The organism is Salinisphaera orenii subsp. orenii MK-B5, assembly GCF_003788635.1.
GTDB classification, from domain to species: domain Bacteria; phylum Pseudomonadota; class Gammaproteobacteria; order Nevskiales; family Salinisphaeraceae; genus Salinisphaera; species Salinisphaera orenii.
In genome coordinates, this window is sequence record NZ_AYKH01000041.1 from 50769 (window position 1) to 72536 (window position 21768).

Sequence of the window (21768 nt, forward strand, 5' to 3'; positions counted from 1 at the left end):
GCGGGCCTCAGCCGTGTGTCGCGATCGCGTCCGCGCGTTCGCGGGGCACGCAGAACACGAGGTTGTACTTGGAGCGGTGGGGCTCGGCCAGCGGTGTCAGCAGGGTCAGGCGGTGCTTGGGCGCCGCGGTCTTGATGCGGCCGTTCTGGCCGCGCGCCGCCGGCACCAGCAGCGCGTAGTCGGGCAGTAGCGCCCGCAGCGCGTCGAAGCCGCCCTTCGTGCGCATGGTGTCGGTCAGCCACTCCATGAAGATCACCGGCCGGTCGCGTTCGAGCGTTCGCTCCAGCCCGCGGAGCACGTCCAGCTCGTGGCCTTCCACGTCGATCTTGATCGCGGCCACGAAGGGGGCGAAGCGGGGCAGGAAATCGTCGCCCCGTGCGATCTCGACCTCGATGCGTTCGCCGCCCGGCCGCTTTTTCTCAAGCCCCGACGCGCCGGAGTTGCCGGCATTGTTGGGATAGAACGCAGCCGTTCCGGTATGCGCGGACAGGCCCATGCGGATCGGCTCGATCCCCAGCGACGGATTGTCGTGTGCGTTCTGCTGCAGCAGTCGAAAGGACACGGGGTTGGGTTCGAAGGCGTAGGTCTGCCGGTAATGCGGGGCCAGCGCCAGCGCGTAGTTGCCGAGATTGGCCCCGATATCGAGAAAACAGCCCTCGACATCGGTGAAATGACGGCGGACCAGCGCTACGAACGGCTGCTCGGTAAAGCCGTTCTTGAGCATCTCGCGGCCGACGCGATCGCCCGCATCGACGGTGATCCGGCGCCCGGCGTGGGTATAGGTCGTCTGACCGCAGGCGGCCAGTGAGCGATCGAGAAATGCCAGTCGGTCGAGCCGCCGAAGCAGCGAGCGCCGGACCGCCGGCGACAGCGCGCGCAGGCTGCGCGCGATGGCGAGCCCGGTTCTACCGCTCACGAGAGGGCACGCCGGGATTCGAGAGCGCAATCCAAAAATGAGCCCGTCGCGCGGCGATCATCGTGCATGGTCGGACTCGAGGCGGGGATGAGACGCCGGGCCGGCGGCCCGGCGTCGACGCGGCGGATCAGAGCAGATCGGCGACGGCTTCGCGCTCGCCGCGCAGCTCGTCTTCCGTGGCTTTCATGCGCTCACGGCTGAATTCGTCGATCTCCAGATCCTGGACGATCTCGTAGTCGCCGTTCCGGCAGATGACGGGATAGGAGAACATGATGCCTTCGGCGACGCCGTAGCTGCCGTCGGAGGGAATGCCCATCGAAACGATGCCGTCCGAGCCCATCACCCAGTCGCGCATGTGGTCGATGGCGGCCGAGGCCGCCGAGGCCGCACTCGAGGCGCCACGGGCTTCGATGATCGCCGCGCCGCGCTTCTGCACGGTCGGGATGAAATCGTTCTCGTACCAGTCGCGGTCGACCAGATCCAGGGCGGGCTTGCCCTTGACGGTGGCCTTGCTGATGTCCGGATACTGGGTCGCGCTGTGGTTGCCCCAGACCATCATCCGGTCGATGTCGGTGACGTGGGCATCGGTCTTCTGGGCCAGCTGCGACAGGGCGCGGTTGTGGTCCAGCCGCATCATGGCGGTGAACTGTCTGTTGTCCAGATCCGGTGCGTTGGCCGCGGCGATCAGCGCGTTGGTATTGGCCGGGTTGCCGACCACCAGTACTTTCACGTCCTTGGAGGCGTTGTCGTTGAGTGCTGCGCCCTGGACCGAGAAGATGTCACCGTTGGCCTTCAGCAGGTCCGAGCGTTCCATGCCCTTGCCGCGCGGCTTGGAGCCGACCAGCAGGGCGATGTCCACGTCCTTGAACGCTTCTTCGGGCTTGTCGCTGCCGGAGACGCCGTGCACGAGCGGGAAGGCGCAGTCGTTGATTTCCATGATCACGCCCTTGAGCGCGTCCATGGCCGGCGGGATTTCGAGCAGCTGCAGAATCACCGGCTGGTCGGGGCCCAGCATGTCGCCGGCGGCGATGCGGAAGATCAGCGAATAGCTGATGTTGCCGGCGCCGCCGGTGATGGCTACGCGTACAGGTTCTTTCATGGCTGCTCCTTTGCGAAGGTCGTCGATGCCTGGGCCCTGAGCGCGTCGCCGACGCCCTCCGGCGATCGCCGACGAACGGGCGGATCGCGCGACGGCGCGGCGGGCCGGGCTTGAAAAACGCGGCGTAGAGCATAGCCCAAACACGAAACCGGGTAAAAAGGCATCCACCCGCGCGGGCGCGCCGTATGACCGCCCTTTGGCGGCAGTTTCCGGTCACAGGACGAACCACATGCAGCGAATCGCCATCGTGGGCAGCGGCATCGCCGGGCTGGGCGCGGCCTGGCTGCTGCGCGAACACGCGGATGTCACGGTGTTCGAAGCCGAGGCGCGCGCCGGCGGCCACGCCCATACGGTGATGGCCGGCACACAGCCGGTGGATACTGGCTTCATCGTTCTTAACGACCGGAATTATCCGTATTTTCAGTCGCTTCTGGCCGAGCTCGAGGTGCCGACCACGGCCAACGACATGTCCTTCGGCGTATCAATCGCGGGCGGCGCGATCGAGTGGGCGGGCGATAGCTGGCGCACGCTGTTCGTTCAGACGCGGCTCATCGCCGATGCCGCGCACTGGCGCATGCTGGCCGACATCCTGCGCTTCAATCGCCAGGGCAAGCGCCTGATCGCGAACGACGCGCTGCCCGACGAGCCGCTGGGCGCGTTCCTCGACCGAAACCGCTACGGCCGCGCCTTCGCCGCGCGTTATCTGCTGCCCATGGCTGCGGCGATCTGGTCGACGCCGGCCGCCGGCATGCGCGATTTTCCGGTCGCGCCGTTCCTGCGCTTCTTCGACAACCACGGGCTGCTGGATATCAGCGATCGGCCGCAGTGGCGCACGGTCGCCGGCGGCAGTCAGCGCTACGTGCAGGCGATCGCCGCCGAGCTCGGCCCGCGCCTGCGGCTGGATTGCGCGGTCACCGGCGTCGAGCGCGACGCCGCCGGCGTGCGTGTGACGACCGCCCGCGGCGACGACGCGCACTTCGATCAGGTCGTGTTCGCCTGCCACGCCGATACCACCCGGGCACTGCTGGCCGGGCCGTCGGCGGCCGAGCGGCGACTGCTGTCGGCGTTCACCTTCCAGCGCAACCGCGCGATCCTGCACACCGACCCCGCCCTGATGCCGCGCCGGCGCGCGGTCTGGTCGTCCTGGAACTATCTCGCCGATCGCGATGCGGTCTCCGATCAGCGCGTTGCGGTGACGTACTGGATGAACCGGCTGCAGTCGATTGCCGGCGCCACCGACTATTTCGTCAGTCTCAATCCGCTGATCGAACCGGCGGCCGGGCGCGTCATCCGCGAGCTGACCTACGACCATCCCGTGTTCGACGGCCGCGCGGTCGCGGCCCAGCGCGAGCTGGACACGATCCAGGGCGCGGGCGGCGTCTGGCACTGCGGCGCCTGGTGCGGCTACGGTTTTCACGAGGACGGTCTCGCGGCCGCGGTCCGCGTGGCCGAAGGGCTGGGTGCGCGCGTGGCCTGGCGTCGGTGATGGCGGCACATGCGCTCTACATCGCCCGCATCATGCACCGAAGGCCGGGTGCGCCGCGCTATGGTTTCGGCTACCGGGCGTGGTACCTGCTGCTGGACATCGACGCGATCGACGCCGCCTGCGCGGCCACGCCGCTGCTCTCGCGCAATCGTTTCAACTGGCTGTCGTTCCACGACGCCGACCACGGCCCGCACGACGGCAGTTCGCTGCGGCCCTGGCTGGAGGCGCTGCTGGCCGATCGCGGCGTGACCCTGGCCGGCGGCCGCGTGCGCCTGCTGGCGATGCCGCGGGTGCTCGGCTATGGCTTCAATCCGCTCAGCCTGTTCTACTGCGAGCACGCCGACGGGGGGCTGCGCGCGATCGTCGCCCAGGTCCACAACACCTTCGGCGAGCATCATTTCTATGTGCTCCACGCCGATGGTGCGGCAATGGGTTCGAGGGTCACGGCGGACAAGGCCAAGCGGTTTCACGTCTCGCCCTTTCTCGATCGTGACGGCCGCTATCGCTTTCATTTTCTGTATCCGGACGAGCGCCTGGGCGTGGGTATCCGGCTGTACGACGACAGCGGTCAGACGCTGCGCATCGCCACCACGCTGACCGGCGAGCGCCGACCGCTGACCACCGCCGCTCTGCTGCGGGCCGCGCTGGCGCGGCCGCTGCTGCCCTTCAAGGTCATCGCCGCAATCCACTGGCAGGCGCTCAAGCTCTGGCTGCGCGGCGCCGGCTATCGCCCGAAACCCAAACCGCACGACTCCAATGTGTCCTGAAGCCGTCATGCATTCGAGCCACCGCGCGACCAAGCAATCCGGCCGGCCGGCGACCTGGCGCGAGCGTCAGGTCGTCAAACGCCTGGACCGGCTGCACACCGGTCGCCTCGAGGTCGCGCTGCCCGGCGGCTCGCTGGCGCTGTTCGTCGGCCGCCGGCCGGGGCCGAGCGCGGCCCTGCGCATCGTCTCGCCGCGCATGGTCACGCGCCTGTTCAAGGCCGGTTCCATCGGCTTCGCCGAAGGCTATATGGCCGGGGAGTGGGACACGCCGGATCTGGCCGCGCTCATCTATCTGCTGCACCTCAACGAGGATGCGCTGGAGCCGGATTTCTCGCGCCTGCAGCATCTGTATACCGCGATGAGTGCGGTGCGGCACCGCCTGCGCCGCAACTCGCGCCGCGGCGCGCGGCGCAACATCGCCTATCACTACGATCTGGGCAACGACTTCTACGGCCTTTGGCTGGACGAGACCTGGACCTATTCCTCGGCCCTGTTCGCGCATCCGGAGGAGGATCTGGCGAGCGCCCAGCGGCGCAAGTACGCGCGCCTGCTGGCCCGGCTCGACGTGCAGCCGGGCGACCGCATCCTCGAGATCGGCTGCGGCTGGGGCGGGTTCGCCCGCTACGCCGCCCGCCAGGCCGACTGCCACGTCACCGGTCTGACGCTGTCCACCGAGCAGCTGACCTTCGCCCGCCGGGCCGCGACCGAGGCCGGGCTGGAACAGCAGCTGGACTTCCAGCTGCGCGATTACCGCGACGTCGACGAGCGCTTCGATCACGTCGTCTCCATCGAGATGTACGAGGCCGTGGGCGAGCGCTACTGGCCGGACTACTTCGGTGCGATCTTCCGCGCGCTCAAACCCGGCGGGCGGGCCGCGATCCAGGCGATCACGATCGACGACAGCCGCTTCGACTACTACCGCGCGAACGTGGACTTCATTCAGGAGTACATCTTTCCGGGCGGCATGCTCGCCTCGCCGGCCGTGTTCGAGCGCGAGGCCGCCCGAGCCGGGCTGAACGTGCGCGAACGCGACTTCCACGGCCGCGACTATGCGCGCACGCTCATGCGTTGGGACGCGCGCGTGGTCGCGCGCGGCGCCGAGATCGAGGCCCTGCACGGGGCGTCGTTCCTGCGCATGTGGCGCTACTATCTCGCCTACTGCGCGGCGGGTTTCACCTCCGGCAACATCGATCTCATGCAGATCGCGCTCGAGCGTCCGATCGGGGAGAGCGCCCGATGAGCGCGGTCGGCTATCGCTGGCCGATGCTGTCGGCCTATGGCGTACTCGGTCTGCCGCTGGCCGCGCTCGGTCTGCCGCTGACGGTGTATCTGCCGCCGTTCTATTCGGAGATGTCGGCGCTCAACACCGGCCTGGTCGGCGTGCTGATCTTCGCCGCGCGCCTGTTCGACGTGATCACGGACCCGCTCATCGGCACCGCCTCGGATCGCCTGACGACGCGTTTCGGCCGGCGCCGGCCGTTCATCGCCCTCGGCGCGCCGCTGTTGATGCTCGCCGCCTGGTTCCTGTTCGTGCCTGGCGCGGACGCGGGCGCGGCCTACCTGCTGGTCTGGAGCATGCTGGCCTATCTGGGCTGGACCCTGATCTATCTGCCCTACACCACGCTCGGCGCCGAACTCTCGGCGGACTACGACGAGCGTTCGCGTATCACCGCCTGGCGCGAGGGATTTTTCGTGCTGGGGACGCTGGTGGCGATCCTGCTGCCGGCGCTCGCCCAGCGCGCGGCCGGCGACGCGGCCGCGGGGCTGGCGGCGATCGCGGTGTTTCTGCTGGTGGCCCTGCCCATGGCCACGGCGCTGTTCATCTGGCGCGTGCCCGAGCCCGCGGGAAGCCGGGCCTCGCATATCCGCTGGGCGCAGAGCTGGCGGCTGCTCGCGGCCAACGCCCCGTTCCGGCGCCTGCTGATCGCCTATCTGTTGAACGGCGCGGCCAACGGCCTGCCGGCGGCGCTGTTTTTGTTCTTCGTGATCGGCATTCTTGGCGGCAGCGAGGTCACCGGCGGCGTCTTTCTGGCCATCTACTTTCTCTCCGCGGTGCTCGGGCTGCCGCTGTGGCTGCGCATCGGCCGCAACTGGTCCAAGCATCGGCTCTGGTGCGCGTCCATGCTCTGGGTGAGCGCGGTGTTCGTGTTCACGGTGACGCTGGGCGAGGGCGACTATATCGGCTACGGGCTGATCTGCGTGCTCGGCGGCAGCTGCCTCGGCGTGGATCAGGCGATCGCGGCTTCGATCCAGGCGGATGTGATCGACGAGGATACGGCGGCCGGCGGCGACGGCCGGGCGGGGCTGTACTTCGGCCTCTGGGGCATGGCCACCAAGCTGGCCTTCGCGATCGCGCTGGGCATCGCCTATCCGATGCTCTGGCTGGCCGGCTTCGAGGCCGGCGGCGACAACGACGCCACCGCGCTGTGGACGCTCGCCGTGCTCTACGGCCTGCTGCCGGTGGCGATCAAGCTCGGCGTGGTGGCGTTGATGTGGCACTTCCCGCTCGACCGGCGCCGCCACGCCGAGCTGCAGAGCGAGATCGGCCGGCGGGAACCCTCGAGCAGCTGAGTCACTCGGGCCGTCTCCGATCGGTCAGCCGCGCTCGCGCCGACGCCCGAGCCCGCGGGCCGGCACGTAGGGCGATGAAACGTGCCGAGGGCACGCGAACGCCGTACCTTCGCCGAAAGCGGCTGAGCCGGGTGTGTTGCGGGTGCGGCCCGGAATGCGGGCGCGGCCCGCTGAAGCCTGTGAGGTGTCGTTTCCCGGCGCGTCGCTGCACTCGCCGTCGTGCGCACGCGCCCGGAGCAATGCCGTAAGAAAGCCTGGCCTGGAAGATCTCCGCCGGCCGAGGCGGCGTCGCAGCCTCGCCGCGTCCGGCCCGGCGCCTGCGTTCGCGGCGCTCGGGACGGAAGTGCGATCCGTGCGGCCGGAACGGGCGTATCGCTCCTGGGCCTGTTACACACCATGCCAACGCCGCGTTGGCGACTGCATAGCGTGTGCGGCAAGTCGCGAGTCGCCGATTGGGGCGGGTCACGATCCAGACTGGCGATGCCGCGGCGCGCGCGACGCCTCGTCTTGCTGCCCATGGTCCATTGTCAGGAAGCGCCTGGCACGGGCTCGCAGTAAGCGTTAACAGGCCTAGTCGACGCGTTCGAGCAGTTTCTTCAGATCGGCGCGCAGTGCGTCCACGCTCTGTTCCTGATTGACCAGCAGCCGTGCCTTGCCTTCCGGGCCGAACACGAAGATCGCGCTGCTGTGCGAGACCAGATAGAAGCCGTTGTCGTTGGGCTCACCGTAGCCGTAGGTCACGCGGTAGCGCTTGGACAGCGTCTGGAGCTGCTCCTGGCTGCCCGTGAGCCCGGCGAAGCGCGGCCCGAAACTCGAGGTGAACTGCGCCAGGCGTTCCGGGTCGTCGCGCTCAGGGTCGACGCTGACGAACAGCACGTCGATGTTCTCGCGGGTCGTGTCGTCCAGGCCCCCGAGCGCGGCACGGATGCGGGCCATCGTGGCCGGGCAGATGTCAGGACAGTTGGTGTAGCCGAAGAACAGCAGTTTGAGCCTGCCGTCATAGTCGTCGGCCTCGACGGCGTTGCCGTTCTCGTCGGTCAGATTGAAGGCGAGATCCGGCATCACGCCTTCGATGTCGTGGGCGTTGTACTCCGGTTCGCCGCCACTGCAGGCGGCGAGCAGAGCGGTCGCGGCGAGTGCGAACACGACAAACAGGCGGCGGGGCAGGCGATGGTTCATACGGTCTGGCGCTCATCGGGTCGGGAAGCGGTCACGGCGGGCTCGGTCGGCGATGCGGTGCTGCGGTCGTGTACGAAGCCCAGCCGCAGGAGGATGAGGGTGGCGACCACGCTCATCATCGCGGCCGGAATCCACGTGATCAGGCCGCCGAGCTGCTGGTCGACGATGGGCGATATCGGAAAGGCGCGCCCGCAGACGGCATAGACGTCGTAGACGGTGTCCGGGGCGAGCGCGATATAGGCGCCGATCGCGATCTGCGGCGGCATCACCGCCCACAGCACGATGATGCGCAGGCCGATGGAATAGGTCGTCGGCGTGGCGCCGGGCCGGCGCGGGTCCAGCATGAACCACCAGAACAGCAGCCCGTCGACGGCCATCGACAGGTTCATCAGCCAGTAGTCGCGGGCCGAGAGCATGGCCGTGAAGTGCACCGACGGCCACAGCCAGAAATAGATCAGGCCGACGAACAGGGCCGCGCTGATCACCGGATGCTGGAGTACGCGATACAGCCCCGCAACCGGCGGCAGGGCGCCGAGCCCGCGCATGCCGCGCGACAGCCACAGCGGCGCACCCGCGGCCAGCACGGCGGTGGGCATGGACAGCGCGATCAGGAACGGCCCCAGATGATGCAGTATCAGATGCTGGGCCCGGTGGATGAAGAACATGTACTGGGCGTAGTAGTCGACATGGGTCTGCATCACCGTGTACATGGACGCCAGCCCCACGAAGAACGCGATCGCCGGCAGCACGTCGCGCGCCCGTCGGCGGCGCGCCAGCCCGCGGACATAGCAGGCCGCCACGATCGCGAACAGGGCGATCAGCCAGTACAGGGGCTCCCACGGCGTGAGCCAGCGTGCGATCTCGGCGGCCATTCCCCTATGACCCCGATTCGTCGCGGGGGTTGCGCACGCCGGGCGCGGCGGTGGCGACAAACGTGCCGTCGAACTCGAAGGCGGTGTCGCCGTCGTCGTCGGCTATCCGGACGGTGAGTTCAAGACGTCCGCGGCCGCGGTGCGCCACGGCGTCGACGAAGCGGGCGAGCGCGGCGGCCTCGGGCAGCTGCATGCGCGTCGTCAGCGCACGCCGCAGCGGGGCGAGATAGCGCGTCTCCGCGCGCTGGACGACCACGGCGGCGTCGAGGCCGGTGCTCGTGACCAGCCACTGCGTCTGGGCGAAGCCGGCCACCAGGGCGACGACATAGAGGCTGCCGCCGAAGACCGTGCCGTGCAGGTTGCGGTTGGCGTCGAAGGGCGCCTCGGCGCGCACGCTGCCGTCGGCGTCCAGCGCGAGCCGGATGCCGGCCGCCCGGGCCAGCGGGATCTCGTCTGCGACCCGGCGCTGCAGCCGCTCGAGCGTGTCCACGTCAGCGCTTCCAGTCGTCCTTGTCGCGCTCCTCCTCGGCCCAGGCGTCGTCGTCGAGATCGCGCAGCTTGCTGCGGTCGACGTGCTTGAGATCCTCGCGGCTGGAGGCGATCTGGCGTCGCACCCACTGCAGGATGCCGAATGCGGCGACCACGAGGACGACGATGACGATCAGCCAGACGAGCGTTTTCATGAGCGGCCTCCGGCGATGCGCCGGATCAGAGGAAAGTACAACGCATAGGGTAGCCGCTGCAGCGTCTTGAGCACATAGGACAGCCGTTTCGGAAACGTGATCTCGAAGCCGCGGCCGTCGAGCCCGCGCCGGATCCGGCGGGCGGCATCGTCCGGCTCGATGATGAACGGCATGGGAAAGCGGTTCTTGTCGGTCAGCGGCGTGCGCACGAAGCCCGGCGTGATCACGCGTACGTCGATGCCGCGCGGCGCCAGATCCAGGGCCAGCCCTTCGGCGAGGGCGATCATCGCCGCCTTGGAGGCGCAGTAGGGCGCGCCGTCCGGCAGGCCGCGGAAGCCGGCCACGCTGGCGGTCAGCGCGATCTGGCCGCGGCCCCGCGCGCGCATGGCCGGCAGTACCGCGCCGATGCCGTTGACCGCGCCGCCGTAGTTGACGTGCATGCGCTCGCGCACGTCGGCGGCGTCGAAGCGATCCACCGAAAAGCCGCTGCCCACGCCGGCGTTGAACACCGCGCGGTCGATCGGGCCGAGCCGGCGTTCGATGTCGGCGGCGACGGTGACGTTGGCGTCCGCATCGGTCACGTCGAGGGCGAACGGGTGGATCGCCGCCGGCGCCCGCGCCCGGACCGCGGCGAGTCGCTCGGCGTCGCGCCCGGACACGGCCACCTGCCAGCCGTGCCCGGCCAGTTCCACCGCCAGCGCGGCGCCGATGCCCGAGCTGGCGCCGGTGATCCAGGCCACGCCCGCCGTCATCGGGAGTCGCCGAGCCGGTCGAAGCGGGTCGCGGACTGACGCGGATCCTGGAGCGCGGACACTTCGGCGTCCTTTTCCGCCCAGACACCTTCCAGCCAGCGCTTGAAGCGCTCGCGGTACTCGGGATCGGCGCTGTAGTCGCCGTCGAACAGGTCGCGCGGGACATCGAGCCGGCGCACGCGGATCACCACCTCGGGGATCCGGCCGCAGAGAAAATCCCAGAACCGCGGTTCGGGCGTATTGACGTAGGCCACGCTCATGTCGAGCACGCCGTCGAGCACGTCGCGCATGGCGTTGATGGCGAAGGCCGTGCCGCCGGCCTTGGGCGGCAGCAGCGCGGCGTAGGGCGAGCCGGCCGCCGCGCGCTTGGCGGCGGTCGAGCGGGTGCCTTCGGCGTAGTTGACGATCGAGACCGGCCATGCGCGGAACACCGCGCAGGCGCGGCGCACCGTCTCCATGTCCTGGTTGCGCAGATCGGGGTTGCGCTCGAGTTCGGCCCGGCTGTGGCGTTTCATGAACGGAAAATCCAGCGCCCAGCAGGCCAGCCCCACCACCGGCAGCCAGCGCAGCCGCTCCTTGATGAAGTAGCGCGGGAAGGGCAGCTGCGGCTCGACCACGTGGCACAGCAGCATCACGTCGGCCCAGCACTGATGATTCGAGATCAGCACGTAGCGCCCGTCCGGATCGTCGGGCACCTGCTGGTCGTAGGTCACCCGGGTGCCGGAGACGCCGACGATGACGGCGTTGACGCCGCGCGCCCACCAGCGGGCGACCCAGAGCACGGCGCGCGTGGCCGGCGTGCGCACCGCCGGCCAGGGCGCGGCCAGCTTCACCAGGCTGGCGGGCAGCAGTGGGATGAAGCCGAGCAGCGTGACGAGCACCATGCCCGCGACCGCGATCGCGCCGCGCAGGGGTTCGAGCCAGCGTTTCATCGGGGCGCGTCCGGCGGCGTCGTGACGGTCATGACGGCAATGTAGCGCCTGCGCCGCGTCGCGCCAACCGCCCGTCCCCGGCCCGCCGTCGGACTGCGCCCGGCTTGCGCGCCCGCCATCAGCGGGCCGAGAATTCGTGCACCGCGTCGACCAGCGCGGCGACGTGGTCGGGCTTGATGTCCGGGGTGACGCCGTGGCCGAGGTTGAACACATGCCCGGGACCGTCGCCGAAGCGCGCCAGCACGTCGCGCACGTGTTCACGGATGACCGCCGGCCGGGCGTGCAGTACCGCCGGGTCGAGGTTGCCCTGCAGCGCGACCCGGTCGCCCACGCGGGCGCGGGCGGCGTCGATGTCGATGGTCCAGTCCAGCCCGAGCGCGGCCGCGCCGGTATCGGCCATCGATTCCAGCCACGGCCCGCCGCCCTTGGTGAACAGGATCGCGGGCACGCGGCTGCCGTCCGGCGCCGGCTCCAGCGCGTCCACGATCGCCTGCATGTAGGCCAACGAGAACTCGCGATAGCCGGCGGGGGTCAGCACGCCGCCCCAGGTGTCGAAGATCTGCACCGCCTGGGCGCCGGCGGCGATCTGGGCGTTGAGATAGGCCGCGACCGAGCGCGCGAGCACGTCCAGCAGCTGGTGCAGCGCCTCGGGCGCGTCGTACATCAGCTTCTTGATGTGGGCGTAGTTCTTGGACGGGCCGCCCTCGACCATATAAGTCGCCAGCGTCCACGGGCTGCCGGCGAAACCGATCAGCGGCGTGCGCCCGTCCAGCTCGCGCCGGATCAGCTCGACCGCGGCCGGCACGTAGCCGAGCTCGCGATCGATGTCGGGCACGGTGAGCCGGGCGATCTCGTCGGGGGTGCGCACCGGATGATGGAAATGCGGCCCCTCGCCGGCGACGAAATGCAGGCCCAGGCCCATGGCCTCGGGAATGGTGAGGATGTCCGAGAACAGGATGGCGGCGTCGAAGTCGAAGCGCCGCAGCGGCTGCAGCGTGACCTCGCAGGCGAGCTCCGGGTTCTGGCACAGGGTCAGGAAGCTGCCGGCCTGTTCGCGCAGCTTGCGGTATTCGGGCAGATAGCGTCCGGCCTGACGCATCAGCCAGACCGGCGTGGCGTCGACGGGTTCGCGCGCGAGCGCGCGCAGCAGGCGATCGTGTGACATGCAAAGGGCTCTTGGGGCCGGCAGTGGCTGCCGACGGACGATTCTGGCGGGCAGTTTACCGGTCCCGAACCGGCGGCCGATAGGCGTGCGGTCAGTCGCCGCGTTCGGCCACCGCGGCCGCGATCTCGTCCTGGATGGCCGCGGCCGCCGCGGCCGGGTCCGCGGCCTCGCGGATCGGGCGGCCCACGACCAGATGATCGGCCCCGGAGGCGATGGCGCGGCGCGGCGTCATCACCCGTTTCTGGTCGTCCGGAGCGCGCTCGTCGTTGGCCACCGGTCGGATGCCGGGCGTGACCGCGATCAGCCGCTCGGGTGCTTCCGCGCGCAGCCGCTCGACCTCCAGGCCGGAGGACACGACCCCGTCGCAGCCGGCCGCCAGCGCGCGCCGCGCCCGCGAGAGCACGAGTGTCGGGATGTCGCAGGCAAAGCCCATGTCGTCGAGGTCGCCCTGGTCGAGACTGGTCAGGGCGGTCACCGCCAGGATGCGGGCGCTGCCGCTGCGCGCCTCGGCCGCCGCCGCCATGATGCCCTGATTGCCGTGCACGGTGATGAAGTCGACGTCGCGCGCGCACAGCCGCGTCACCGCCGCCGCCACCGTGGCCGGCACGTCGAACAGCTTGACGTCCACGAACACCTTCTTGCCCCGGGCCTTGAGCCAGTCCACCAGCTCGAAGTAGCCGGGCGACATCGCCAGCTCCAGACCCACCTTGTAGAAAGTCACGGTATCGCCCAGACGCACGACCAGCGACCGGGCCGACTCGGTGTCGGCCACGTCGAGTGCGAAGATCAGGCGGTCGCGGTCGTCCGGTATCGGCGTCATGGCGGGATCGGAGCGGCGAGTGAAATCGACGGCCGCAATTCTGGCATGTCGGGAACCGGTTGGCTCGGTCCCGCGAGTGTGCCATGGGGCCATCGGCGGCCGAAGCGGCCGCCTTGGATCACGCGACGTGTCCCGTACGGGCGCCGGCGTCGATCACGCCGCAGCCGACTCGGCCGCGACCGTTGAAATGCACGGCGATGACAGACCGGGCTTGTATCCATCGGCCCGCGCTCGGCCTGTGCCGGTCTGTCGTACCGCCGCGTGACCCGAACCGGTTCGGCGCGCGATCGGGTGCTACGCGCGTATCGGTGGAATGATCCGCTCGGCCGCGAGACGGTCGAACAGGTCGAAGAACACGGAACGGGTCTCGCGGTGGGCGTGGAAGCCGAAATTCCGGCACTTGTTGATGTCGTTCACGCATTCCTGGGTACGGCCCAGATCACCGTCGGTATGCCACCAGGACGCGAGCTTCGTCACATCCGGTTCGATCAGGCCGTGGGTCTGGGCGATCGTGCGCCAGGTGTCTTCGACGCCCGCCATCTGCGAGGCGAGCGGCCGCGGCGTGTCGGGGCAGTCGGCGACCTCGACACCGAAGTAGCCGCCGATCTCATGCCACAGGCGCCGCCAGCGGAAGACATCGCCGTTGACCGTGTTGAATGCCTGGTTGGCCGCCCCTGGCGCGAGCGCGGCCCATTCCATCTGACGTGCGAGCAGCAGCGCGTCGGTTAGGTCGGTGAGATAGTGCCACTGCTCCTGTGAGCCGGGGAACGTGAACGCCTTGCCGGTCTCGCGGCAGATCGTGGCATACACCGCGAGCGTCGTGCCCATATTCATGATGTTGCCGGGCGCATAGCCGATCACGGTATGCGGGCGGTGCACGTTCCAGGCGATGCCGTAGCGTTCGGCGACATCGCGCATGATGTCTTCGAGCGTGTAGTAGAAGTTGGGGCCGGGCACGCGCTCGGCCGACTCGCGAAAGGGTGTTTCCACCCGGCCGCTGCCATAGGCCTCGAACGAACCGAGGTACTGCTTGGTGCCGGTCACGAGCGAGATGTGTTCGAGCCGCTCCGGGTCGAGCGCGGCGAACAGGTTGTTCATCATCGCACCGTTGGCTTCGACGTTGTCTTTTTCGTTGTCGCGCTGGGTCCAGGTGCAATAGAACACGTGGGTGATCGGCAGCGACTTCAGTGCCGTGGCCGTACTGTCGGCGTCCAGCAGGTCGGCCGCGACCGGGATGACGCCGCCGGTGCGCTCGGCGCGGCGCGACAGGCCATAGACCGTCCAGCCGCTGGCGACCAGATACTGCGCGAGGTTGCCGCCGGTGATGCCGGTGGCGCCGACGACTAGGGCGTTGCCTTTCTGCATGAGATCGATCCGGGCGGAAACCGCCGGTTGGAGTGGATGGATGTCGATTGTCCGCCGATCGGCTCTTGCAACAAGCGCAAATTTTGCAATTATTTGTTGCATGAAAAGCAATCTGGATCTCAACGCGTTGCGGACGTTCCGTCTGGTCGTGGATACGGGCGGTTTCACCGCCGCCGCGCATCGCAGCCATCGGGCGGTGTCCTCGGTGTCGCGACAGATTGCGGCACTCGAGCGCAGTCTGGGCCAGACGCTGTTTCACCGGCACACGCGGGCCGTAGCGCTCACTGAAGCGGGCGCGCGGTATATCGAGGCGATCCGCCCGCTGCTCGCGGACCTCGATCAGGCGACGGATGCGGTGCGGGCCGCGCATGACGAACCGACGGGGATGCTGGTCATCAATGCCCCGGTCGCCTTTGGCGAGCGCCAGGTCGTGCCGCTCGTTCGGGCCTTTTCACAGCGATACCCGAACATCAGGACCGAACTGCGGCTGACAGACCACATCGTCGATCCGGTGTACAGCGCGAGCGACGTGACCTTCCGCGTCGGCCCGCTGACGGCGTCGAACCTGGTGGCCCGCACCCTGGCGCCCATGCGCTATGTGGTCGCTGCCGCCCCCGATTATCTGCGCCGTTGCGGGTGGCCCGATACGCCGCAGGCGCTGCGCGGACACGATTGCCTGCGCTACCAGGGCGAGTACGGTCGCCAGCACTGGTACTGGCGCGAGCACGGCGCGGAGGCATTCCAGCGCCTGGATGTGGACGGCTCGCTGTACAGCGACGATGCGCCCAGCCTGCGGCACGCCGCGGTGCTGGGTCAGGGCATCGTCCTGTTTCCGACGTGGCTCATCGATCGGGAACTCCAGAGCGGCAGTCTGGTTTCGCTTCTGGGCGGCTGGCAGTGGGAGGTGGCTCCGGAGGTGCGCTCGGTGCACATCCTCTACGCCGCCCCGCGTCTCGGTCCGCGCAAGGTCCAGGCGTTTGTGGATCACGTGCTGGAAGCGGTGGGCGATCCGCCGATCTGGGACCGCACCGCATCGATCAGGCGATAGCGCGAGCGTCGTGACACTCGGGCTGACCCGCGGTGCCGCTTCCGGTCGAGCGCCGGCAATGCGTGTTTCCCGGCCGTAGCCTGTGCCATGCCGCAATGCTTGCGGCATCGGCCGGCCGGCGATGCAAGGTAATCCCGATGACGTTCGCGCCGCGCCACGGGGATTGATAGTGTTTTCGCGAGAGCACGGCGGGCTGTTCGATCCATCGGACAGCGCCGCGATGGCGTGCGGGCCATGGGGATGCGCCCGCCGCCGGCAATCGGTTAAGTGCCGACATAACCGAGGGGACAAGACGATGGACGAGGTGCTCGAGCAGCTCGCGACGGCGGTCGAGAGCGATGATCTGGAGGCGCTCGTGCGCCCGTTTCTGTCGATTCTGGAACGCGTGAGCGGGCTCGAATCGACCTATATGACGCGAATCGATACGGACCGCGGCATCCAGGATATCCTGTTCGCACGCAACAGCGGCGATCTGACGGTCGCCGAAGGCTTGACGGTGCCCTGGGGCGACACGCTCTGCAAGCGCGCGCTCGAGGACGACGTGACCTGGGCCACGGACGTGCCGACGCGCTGGGGTGATTCGGCCGCGGCGGGCGAGCTCGGTCTGGTGACTTACGTCAACGAACCGGTGACGATCGGCGACGATCGCGTCTACGGCACGTGTGCGGCGCGAGCACGACGCGGGTGCCGGAAGCGGCCGACGCGCGCCGCCTGATGCGGGTGTTCGCCAAGCTCATCGGGCGTCATATCGAACGCGAGCAGTTGCTCGAGACGCTCAGGCGCGAGCACGACTCCTACCGGGCCTTCGCGCTGACCGATCCGCTCACGCTGATACCGAACCGTCGAGCCATGGTCAGCGAATTGAATCGGGCGCTGGCCAACGCCGAACGTCGCGGCGAGGTCCTCCATCTGGCGTTCATCGATCTCGACGGCTTCAAGCAGATCAACGACGCCTACGGCCACGATGCGGGCGACCGGTTTCTGATCGCGATCGCCGAGAAGCTGCAGAACGCGCTGCGCGGTGGCGACTTCGTGGCCCGCATCGGCGGCGACGAATTCGTGGTGTTCGGGCCCTGTTCCTCCGGTACGCCGGATGCGGGCCGTGCGGCGATGCGGGAACGCCTGTCCGAGGTGACGTCCGGCACATTCGACCTCGGTGTGGCCGGGCTGGACTATGCCGGCCCGAGCATCGGTGCGGTCAATTCCTCGCCGGGGGAGCGCGACTGCGCAGCAGTGCTCGCCCGCGCCGACGAGGCGATGTACGCGATCAAGCGGTCGAGGAACAGGCGCCGCGTGGTCAACGGCTAGGCCGGAACGGACCGCGGTTCGAGCGCACGGCCCCTCACGCGAGGTAGTAGCGGCGGCCGGATAGGCGCGATGCCAACGGCCCCGCCGAGCGAGCTCTCCCCGGCATCCCGCCACTTTGATCGGCATGTACGAAAAAGGCCCGCGCCTGATGACGCGGGCCCGTGCGGCCGGTCCTTCGATCAGCCGTCGATATCGCGCCGGCGCACGAGCGCGAGCGCCCCGATCATGGCCAGGCCCATGAAACCGAGCACGCCGCCGGGCGCGGGAACGTCGGCGGCGCTGAGTTCGACGGTGGCCGTCAGGTCGCCGAGGATGCGGCCGCCGGCGGTGAAGTGGTCGATGGTGAAGCCGTCCTCGGTGATCTCGGCGCTGCAGAAGCTGCACGCGGGTCCGAGGGCCGAGATGCCGGTGAAGGCCAGGAAGTCGTCGAGGCCGAGGCCGTTCGGGCCGAGCGTGCCGGCGATGGAGGTGCGGTCGTTGGTCAGCGCGGTATCGCCGACGCTGAACCGGTAGTCGCGGATGTCGGCGTTGCCGAAGGCTGCGCCGGGCGCCAGCGCCTCGTCGGCGACATCCAGTACGCCGCTGAAGGCGTCGCCCACCGCGAACGACGAGACGGGAGTCGCCACCGGGTTGCCGCCGAGGTCGGCAAAGCCGGTCACGGCACCGGAAAAGTGAATCATCCCGGCCTGGGCGCCCGCGGAGGCGAACAGCAGGGCGCCTGTCAGGGCGGCGGTGGAAAGAAAGCGGTTCATGGTCTGTACTCCCTGGGTCGATGAATATGTGAGCGGGGTCGTATGGGTCGCCGCGTTCATTGCGGCGCAGCGAGGTCGAGCTGGATCACGACCGGGTCGTGATCGGAGGCCCGATACGGGCCGGGGTTGTAGAAGCTGCCGATCTGGGCCGGCGACTTGTACTCGATGTTGTAGTCCAGAGCCGGCGGCTCGTCCGCGTTGATATGGAAGGGCACCGCGGCCAGGACTCGATCCTGCAGCGCGCCGTTGGCCAGCGCGTGGTCGAGCGCACCGCTCTGGGCGTCGAAGACATACGTCGTGGCCGGCGTGTCGTCGCTGCGCTCGAGCAGCGTGCGGTAGCCCGCCCGCTCGAAGGCGGTGATCGGGTCCTCCTGGGCGTAGGCGTTGAGATCGCCGATGACCAGCACCTGATCGGTGTCGCCGTCGGTCGGATCGTCGGCGAGCCAGTCGATCTGGTCCTCGGCGGCCTGTGTCCGCAGGACGTTCCAGCAGCTCTGGCCGTCGCCCTGGTCGGCGTTCGGATCGTCGCCGCCGGGGCAGCTGCCCTTGGACTTGAAATGGTTGACGGCGACGGTCACCCGGCCGCCGTTGGGCGCGGCGAAGGTCTGCGCGATCGGCTGGCGGTTGCCGGTCACATAGGGCGTGGTGGTCAGGGTCGCCGGCTCACCGACCGGGCGGACCCGCTGGCTGTCGTAGATCAGGCCCACCGCGATGGCGTCGGCGCCGAGTCGCGGGCTGCCCGGATCGACGACGGCATAACTGGCGTCGCTGTCGCCGGCCGCGTTCAGGCTGTCGACGAGTTCCTGAATCGCGCTGTCGGGGCCGTAGCCGTCGTTCTCGATTTCCATCAGGCCCACGATATCGGCGTCGAGCGCGGTGATGGCCGCCACCAGCTTGGCCCGCTGTCGTGCCAGCTCCTCCGGGCTGTCGGCGCCGCGCGCGGTCGGAAAGCCGCCGCCTTGGCCGTTGCCGTTGAAGAAGTTCAGAACGTTGGCGCTGGCCACCCGCAGGTTGCCGCCCTGGGGCAGGACCGCGGGTGTCGGCCGCGGATTGACCGGGTCGAAGACCGGGGTCGCCGTGGGCTGCACGCGCCAGTCGCCGAAGCCGTAGCTCAGCACGCCTTCGATGCCGGTGACCGCGTCGCCGAGGCGCAGCGTGTTGAACGCCGACAGCGCGGGCGCCGGGTAGATGACCGGATCCGGGTTCTCCGTGGACAGGCCGTCGTCGAGCACCAGCCGATTGCGCGCATTGAGCTCGGCCAGCGCGCGAGCCGGTTCGCCGGGCGGGACCACGTTGGTCGGCGTCTGCAGGCGACCGCCGGCCGAGAGCACGACTTCACCGAAACGCCCGAGCGTGTAATTGCCGGATACGGTCAGACGCTGGCGCAGCGTCACGCGCATGCCCTCTAGCGCTTCCGGCGCGTCCGGGCTGGCGAAGGGGAGGGCCAGCAGGGACGGCGACACGGCGTAGCCGCTGCCGCAGACCGCGGCCCGGTCCGTGCGCCGCAGTTCGGTGAGGCCGTTGAACTCGGTCACCTCGCCGCGCAGACGCACCCGCTGGCCGGTGGCGAAATCCGCGGCCGCGATGTCGTCGGTGTCGCCGGTGTAGACGAACAGGCCCTCGGAGGTGCGCGGGTCGCTGTCGTGGGCGCCGTCGGCGGCCTGTACGAAAAAGCCCTCGAGACCGTTCGAACCGCCGTAGACGGCGGTCACGATCGCTTCCACGACGTGCATCTCGTTGACCAGCGGCGAATCGGCCCCCGGGCCCTGGATGGCGTGGATGGCGGTGGCGTCGTCGCCGCAGCTGCCGAAGGCGACGGTGCTCGGCGGCTGCGACTCGCCGAACGTGCCGAGATCGGCGAAGGTGTCGGCGGGGTAGCCGCTCCATTCATTGGCGGGATCGAAGGGCGTGTCGCCGTCGGCGCGGCCGTTCGTGACCGACGTATCGCGGCGCAGCGTGTGGTCGCGCGTCGAGACGCTGCCCGAGCCCCAGGCCGAGCCGGGGTCGACGCCGATGCGGCCGATGACGTCGACCGGCGCGCCGTCGTCGAGCAGTGCGATCGTATCGTCGCCGTTGTACAGCGAGCCGCCGTAGGTCTGGTCGGCCGCGGCCAGCACGACGGCGTCGGCACGCTGGTCGGCGAACACGAAGGTCTCGCCGGCTTCGATCGTGCCTTCTAGCGCGATCGTGGCGCCGGCGTCGGCCGAGCCGTTGAAATACACCGCGATCGCGTAGTCGTCCAGGTCGACCGCGGCATCGGTCGGGTTGTAGATTTCGAGCGACTTGTTGTAACTGCTGCCTTCGACGTACTCGCTGAAGAACAGACCCGGCGCGGCATGCACGACGGGCGCGAATGCGCCCAGCGTGAGCGCGGCGAGTCCGGCTCGTCCGAATGAGGTCACGGCTGTCTCCCTGATTTTTCCGTTGGTTGGGGCAGCGTGGCGAGCCCATGTTGCGACCACGCTACGGCCGCGGCGCGGCCACGCCGGGCCGGGGCACGGCCCAAGTGAAACCACTTTCGGCTCAGCAACCTGGCGCTGGAGGTCGCGTTATAAGAAGATTCCGTGACATCCGACTGTTTCGGGGTTCAGTTTTGGTAGCAGCGGCCGGTTGCCACGAATGCCGGCAGCCGGGCGTCGGCCGCTCGACGCCGATGGAGCGCCGCAGAACCGGCGTCGAGGCGCTCTCCATGTGGTGTCGGTGGGCACGCGGGCCGAACGTGCGGTAAGCCGGCGAGGTGGAGTTCGGTACCCGCGGTGCAGCGGACGGTGGGGTTCCGCGTCGCGCCGGCCGAGCGATCGGCGCCGTTGAATCCAAGCGGGTTGGTCGCGGGTCGGAGCGGCGGATCAGTGACGCTCCGACTCCGACGGCCTGTGCTGCGGGTCTTGCACCGGTCGCGGCTGTGCCCGTAGGGACGGCTCGCGCTAACATGACGAACGCATTGGCACGGCCGGGACGGCGCATGAAGACATTGTCCACGATCGATCGAGTCGCTCCTGGCGTGGCCCGGAGGAAGCCGGCCCGCGCCGTATCGGCCGGGTGCGGTCGATGAGCGCCACGTCGGGACTGCGGCTCGGCATCGATCTGGGCGGTACCAAGATCGAGGGCACGGTCATCGACGCCGCCGATCAGGTGTGCAGCCAGCGACGCGTCGACACGCCGCAGGGCGATTACGACGCCACCGTGGCCGCGGTGGTCGATCTGGTGCAGGCGCTGGAACAGGATGTCGCGGTCACCGGTCTGCCCGTCGGCATCGGCACGCCGGGCAGCGTCGACCCGCGTTCCGGGCTGCTGCGCAACGCCAATTCCCAGTGTCTGAACGGCCGTCCGCTGGCGGTGGATCTGCAGAGCGCGATCGGGCGCGAGCTGCGCATCGCGAACGACGCCGACTGTCTGGCGCTGTCCGAGGCTCTCGACGGCGCCGGAGCCGGATACGCCAGCGTCTTCGGCGTGATCATGGGGACCGGCGTCGGCGGTGGCGTGGTCATCGACGGTCGCCTGCTGACCGGCTGCAACGGCGTGGCGGGCGAGTGGGGGCACATCCCGCTGCCCTGGGCGCGGGCCGCTGAGGTCCGCAGTGCGCCGCGCTGCTGGTGCGGCATGGACAGCTGTCTGGAGACCTGGCTGTCGGGGCCGGCGATGACGGCCGACCACATGCGTCGCGGCGGCCACGAACTGAGCGCGCACGAGATCGTCGAGCGGGCCGAAGCCGGCGAGCGGCTGGCCGGCGCCACGCTCAAGGCCTGGCTCGAGCGGGTCGCGCGGGCGCTGGCCATGGTCATCAATCTGCTCGATCCGGATGTGATCGTCATCGGCGGCGGGCTGTCGCAGATCCGCTGGTTGTACAGCGAGGTGCCCAAGGTCTGGGCGCAGCACGTCTTTGCCGATCAGGTGGATACGCCGCTGTGTCCGGCGCAGCACGGCGCCGCCTCGGGCGTGCGCGGCGCAGCGCGGCTGTGGCCGGGCGCCTGACGCGCCGCGGCACTCGCGGGCTGCCTCGCGTTGGGGTGTTCACGCAAGTCGTGTCGTCACGATCACCGCATTTCATCGATT

Annotated in this window: 21 protein-coding genes; 8 read left to right on the forward strand and 13 right to left on the reverse strand. The window is 69.2% G+C overall.

Annotation, left to right across the window (positions count from 1 at the left end; all coding sequences use genetic code 11):
• Positions 1-7: 7 nt before the first annotated feature.
• Positions 8-916: an FkbM family methyltransferase gene (locus tag SAOR_RS14115; protein WP_123631992.1), complete on the reverse strand. Its 909-nt coding sequence runs from the start codon at positions 914-916 to the stop codon at positions 8-10.
• A 127-nt stretch (positions 917-1043) separates the two neighbouring features.
• The gene (locus SAOR_RS14120; RefSeq protein ID WP_123631993.1) at positions 1044-2015 is read right to left on the reverse strand and encodes a malate dehydrogenase; all 972 of its coding nucleotides are present in this window, start codon (positions 2013-2015) and stop codon (positions 1044-1046) included.
• A 229-nt stretch (positions 2016-2244) separates the two neighbouring features.
• Between SAOR_RS14120 and SAOR_RS14125 the strand changes: the two genes are divergently transcribed.
• The 4 genes from SAOR_RS14125 to SAOR_RS14140 are packed head-to-tail and all read left to right on the forward strand — an operon-like array spanning position 2245 to position 6839.
• A complete protein-coding gene (locus SAOR_RS14125) occupies positions 2245-3501 on the forward strand; it encodes an NAD(P)/FAD-dependent oxidoreductase (RefSeq protein ID WP_123631994.1) in 1257 nt (418 codons plus the stop codon).
• Positions 3501-4268: a DUF1365 domain-containing protein gene (locus SAOR_RS14130; protein WP_123631995.1), complete on the forward strand. Its 768-nt coding sequence runs from the start codon at positions 3501-3503 to the stop codon at positions 4266-4268. Before SAOR_RS14125 ends, SAOR_RS14130 begins: the two co-directional genes overlap by 1 nt.
• 7 nt (positions 4269-4275) lie before the next feature.
• Positions 4276-5508, forward strand: a complete 1233-nt coding sequence (locus tag SAOR_RS14135; protein WP_185015703.1) for an SAM-dependent methyltransferase — start codon at positions 4276-4278, stop codon at positions 5506-5508.
• Positions 5505-6839: an MFS transporter gene (locus tag SAOR_RS14140; protein ID WP_123631997.1), complete on the forward strand. Its 1335-nt coding sequence runs from the start codon at positions 5505-5507 to the stop codon at positions 6837-6839. Before SAOR_RS14135 ends, SAOR_RS14140 begins: the two co-directional genes overlap by 4 nt.
• A gap of 570 nt (positions 6840-7409) precedes the next feature.
• On the opposite strand, the gene SAOR_RS14145 is transcribed toward SAOR_RS14140, so the two are convergent.
• From SAOR_RS14145 to SAOR_RS14185, 9 genes are all read right to left on the reverse strand, one after another.
• Positions 7410-8018, reverse strand: coding sequence for an SCO family protein (locus tag SAOR_RS14145; RefSeq protein ID WP_123631998.1), 609 nt, complete (start codon positions 8016-8018; stop codon positions 7410-7412).
• Complete coding sequence (locus tag SAOR_RS14150) at positions 8015-8890, reverse strand: cytochrome c oxidase assembly protein (RefSeq protein ID WP_123631999.1); 876 nt, start codon at positions 8888-8890, stop codon at positions 8015-8017. Before SAOR_RS14150 ends, SAOR_RS14145 begins: the two co-directional genes overlap by 4 nt.
• 4 nt (positions 8891-8894) lie before the next feature.
• The gene (locus SAOR_RS14155; protein WP_185015704.1) at positions 8895-9380 is read right to left on the reverse strand and encodes a YiiD C-terminal domain-containing protein; all 486 of its coding nucleotides are present in this window, start codon (positions 9378-9380) and stop codon (positions 8895-8897) included.
• Position 9381: 1 nt separating this feature from the next.
• Positions 9382-9573: a hypothetical protein gene (locus SAOR_RS14160; protein WP_123632001.1), complete on the reverse strand. Its 192-nt coding sequence runs from the start codon at positions 9571-9573 to the stop codon at positions 9382-9384.
• Positions 9570-10325, reverse strand: a complete 756-nt coding sequence (locus SAOR_RS14165; RefSeq protein ID WP_123591047.1) for an SDR family NAD(P)-dependent oxidoreductase — start codon at positions 10323-10325, stop codon at positions 9570-9572. Before SAOR_RS14165 ends, SAOR_RS14160 begins: the two co-directional genes overlap by 4 nt.
• Positions 10322-11257, reverse strand: coding sequence for an acetyltransferase (locus tag SAOR_RS14170; RefSeq protein WP_185015705.1), 936 nt, complete (start codon positions 11255-11257; stop codon positions 10322-10324). The genes SAOR_RS14165 and SAOR_RS14170 overlap by 4 nt, the downstream gene beginning before the upstream one ends.
• Positions 11258-11375: 118 nt before the next feature.
• A complete protein-coding gene (gene hemE, locus SAOR_RS14175; protein ID WP_123632003.1) occupies positions 11376-12422 on the reverse strand; it encodes a uroporphyrinogen decarboxylase in 1047 nt (348 codons plus the stop codon).
• A 91-nt stretch (positions 12423-12513) separates the two neighbouring features.
• Positions 12514-13242, reverse strand: a complete 729-nt coding sequence (pyrF, locus tag SAOR_RS14180) for an orotidine-5'-phosphate decarboxylase (protein ID WP_123591044.1) — start codon at positions 13240-13242, stop codon at positions 12514-12516.
• 294 nt (positions 13243-13536) lie between these two features.
• On the reverse strand, positions 13537-14607 hold the full coding sequence (locus SAOR_RS14185; RefSeq protein WP_123632004.1) for an SDR family oxidoreductase: 1071 nt from the start codon (positions 14605-14607) through the stop codon (positions 13537-13539).
• A 40-nt stretch (positions 14608-14647) separates the two neighbouring features.
• Between SAOR_RS14185 and SAOR_RS14190 the strand changes: the two genes are divergently transcribed.
• The 3 genes from SAOR_RS14190 (at position 14648) to SAOR_RS16975 (ending at position 16963) form a co-directional block, all read left to right on the forward strand.
• The gene (locus SAOR_RS14190; RefSeq protein WP_221180006.1) at positions 14648-15655 is read left to right on the forward strand and encodes a LysR family transcriptional regulator; all 1008 of its coding nucleotides are present in this window, start codon (positions 14648-14650) and stop codon (positions 15653-15655) included.
• Positions 15656-15776: 121 nt separating this feature from the next.
• Positions 15777-16370: a hypothetical protein gene (locus SAOR_RS16970; RefSeq protein ID WP_221180007.1), complete on the forward strand. Its 594-nt coding sequence runs from the start codon at positions 15777-15779 to the stop codon at positions 16368-16370.
• Positions 16340-16963 carry a GGDEF domain-containing protein gene (locus SAOR_RS16975; RefSeq protein WP_221180008.1) on the forward strand — a complete coding sequence of 208 codons (624 nt, stop codon included), beginning with the start codon at positions 16340-16342 and terminating at the stop codon, positions 16961-16963. The genes SAOR_RS16970 and SAOR_RS16975 overlap by 31 nt, the downstream gene beginning before the upstream one ends.
• A 179-nt stretch (positions 16964-17142) precedes the next feature.
• On the opposite strand, the gene SAOR_RS14200 is transcribed toward SAOR_RS16975, so the two are convergent.
• Together SAOR_RS14200 and SAOR_RS14205 are read right to left on the reverse strand one after the other, a co-directional pair.
• A complete protein-coding gene (locus SAOR_RS14200; RefSeq protein WP_123632005.1) occupies positions 17143-17715 on the reverse strand; it encodes a hypothetical protein in 573 nt (190 codons plus the stop codon).
• 56 nt (positions 17716-17771) lie between these two features.
• Positions 17772-20117 (reverse strand): ExeM/NucH family extracellular endonuclease, encoded by a 2346-nt coding sequence (locus tag SAOR_RS14205; RefSeq protein ID WP_123632006.1) that lies wholly within the window; start codon positions 20115-20117, stop codon positions 17772-17774.
• Positions 20118-20763: 646 nt separating this feature from the next.
• On the opposite strand from SAOR_RS14205, the gene SAOR_RS14210 reads away from it, so the two are divergent.
• Positions 20764-21687 carry an ROK family protein gene (locus SAOR_RS14210; RefSeq protein ID WP_123632007.1) on the forward strand — a complete coding sequence of 308 codons (924 nt, stop codon included), beginning with the start codon at positions 20764-20766 and terminating at the stop codon, positions 21685-21687.
• The last annotated feature ends 81 nt before the right edge of the window (positions 21688-21768 follow it).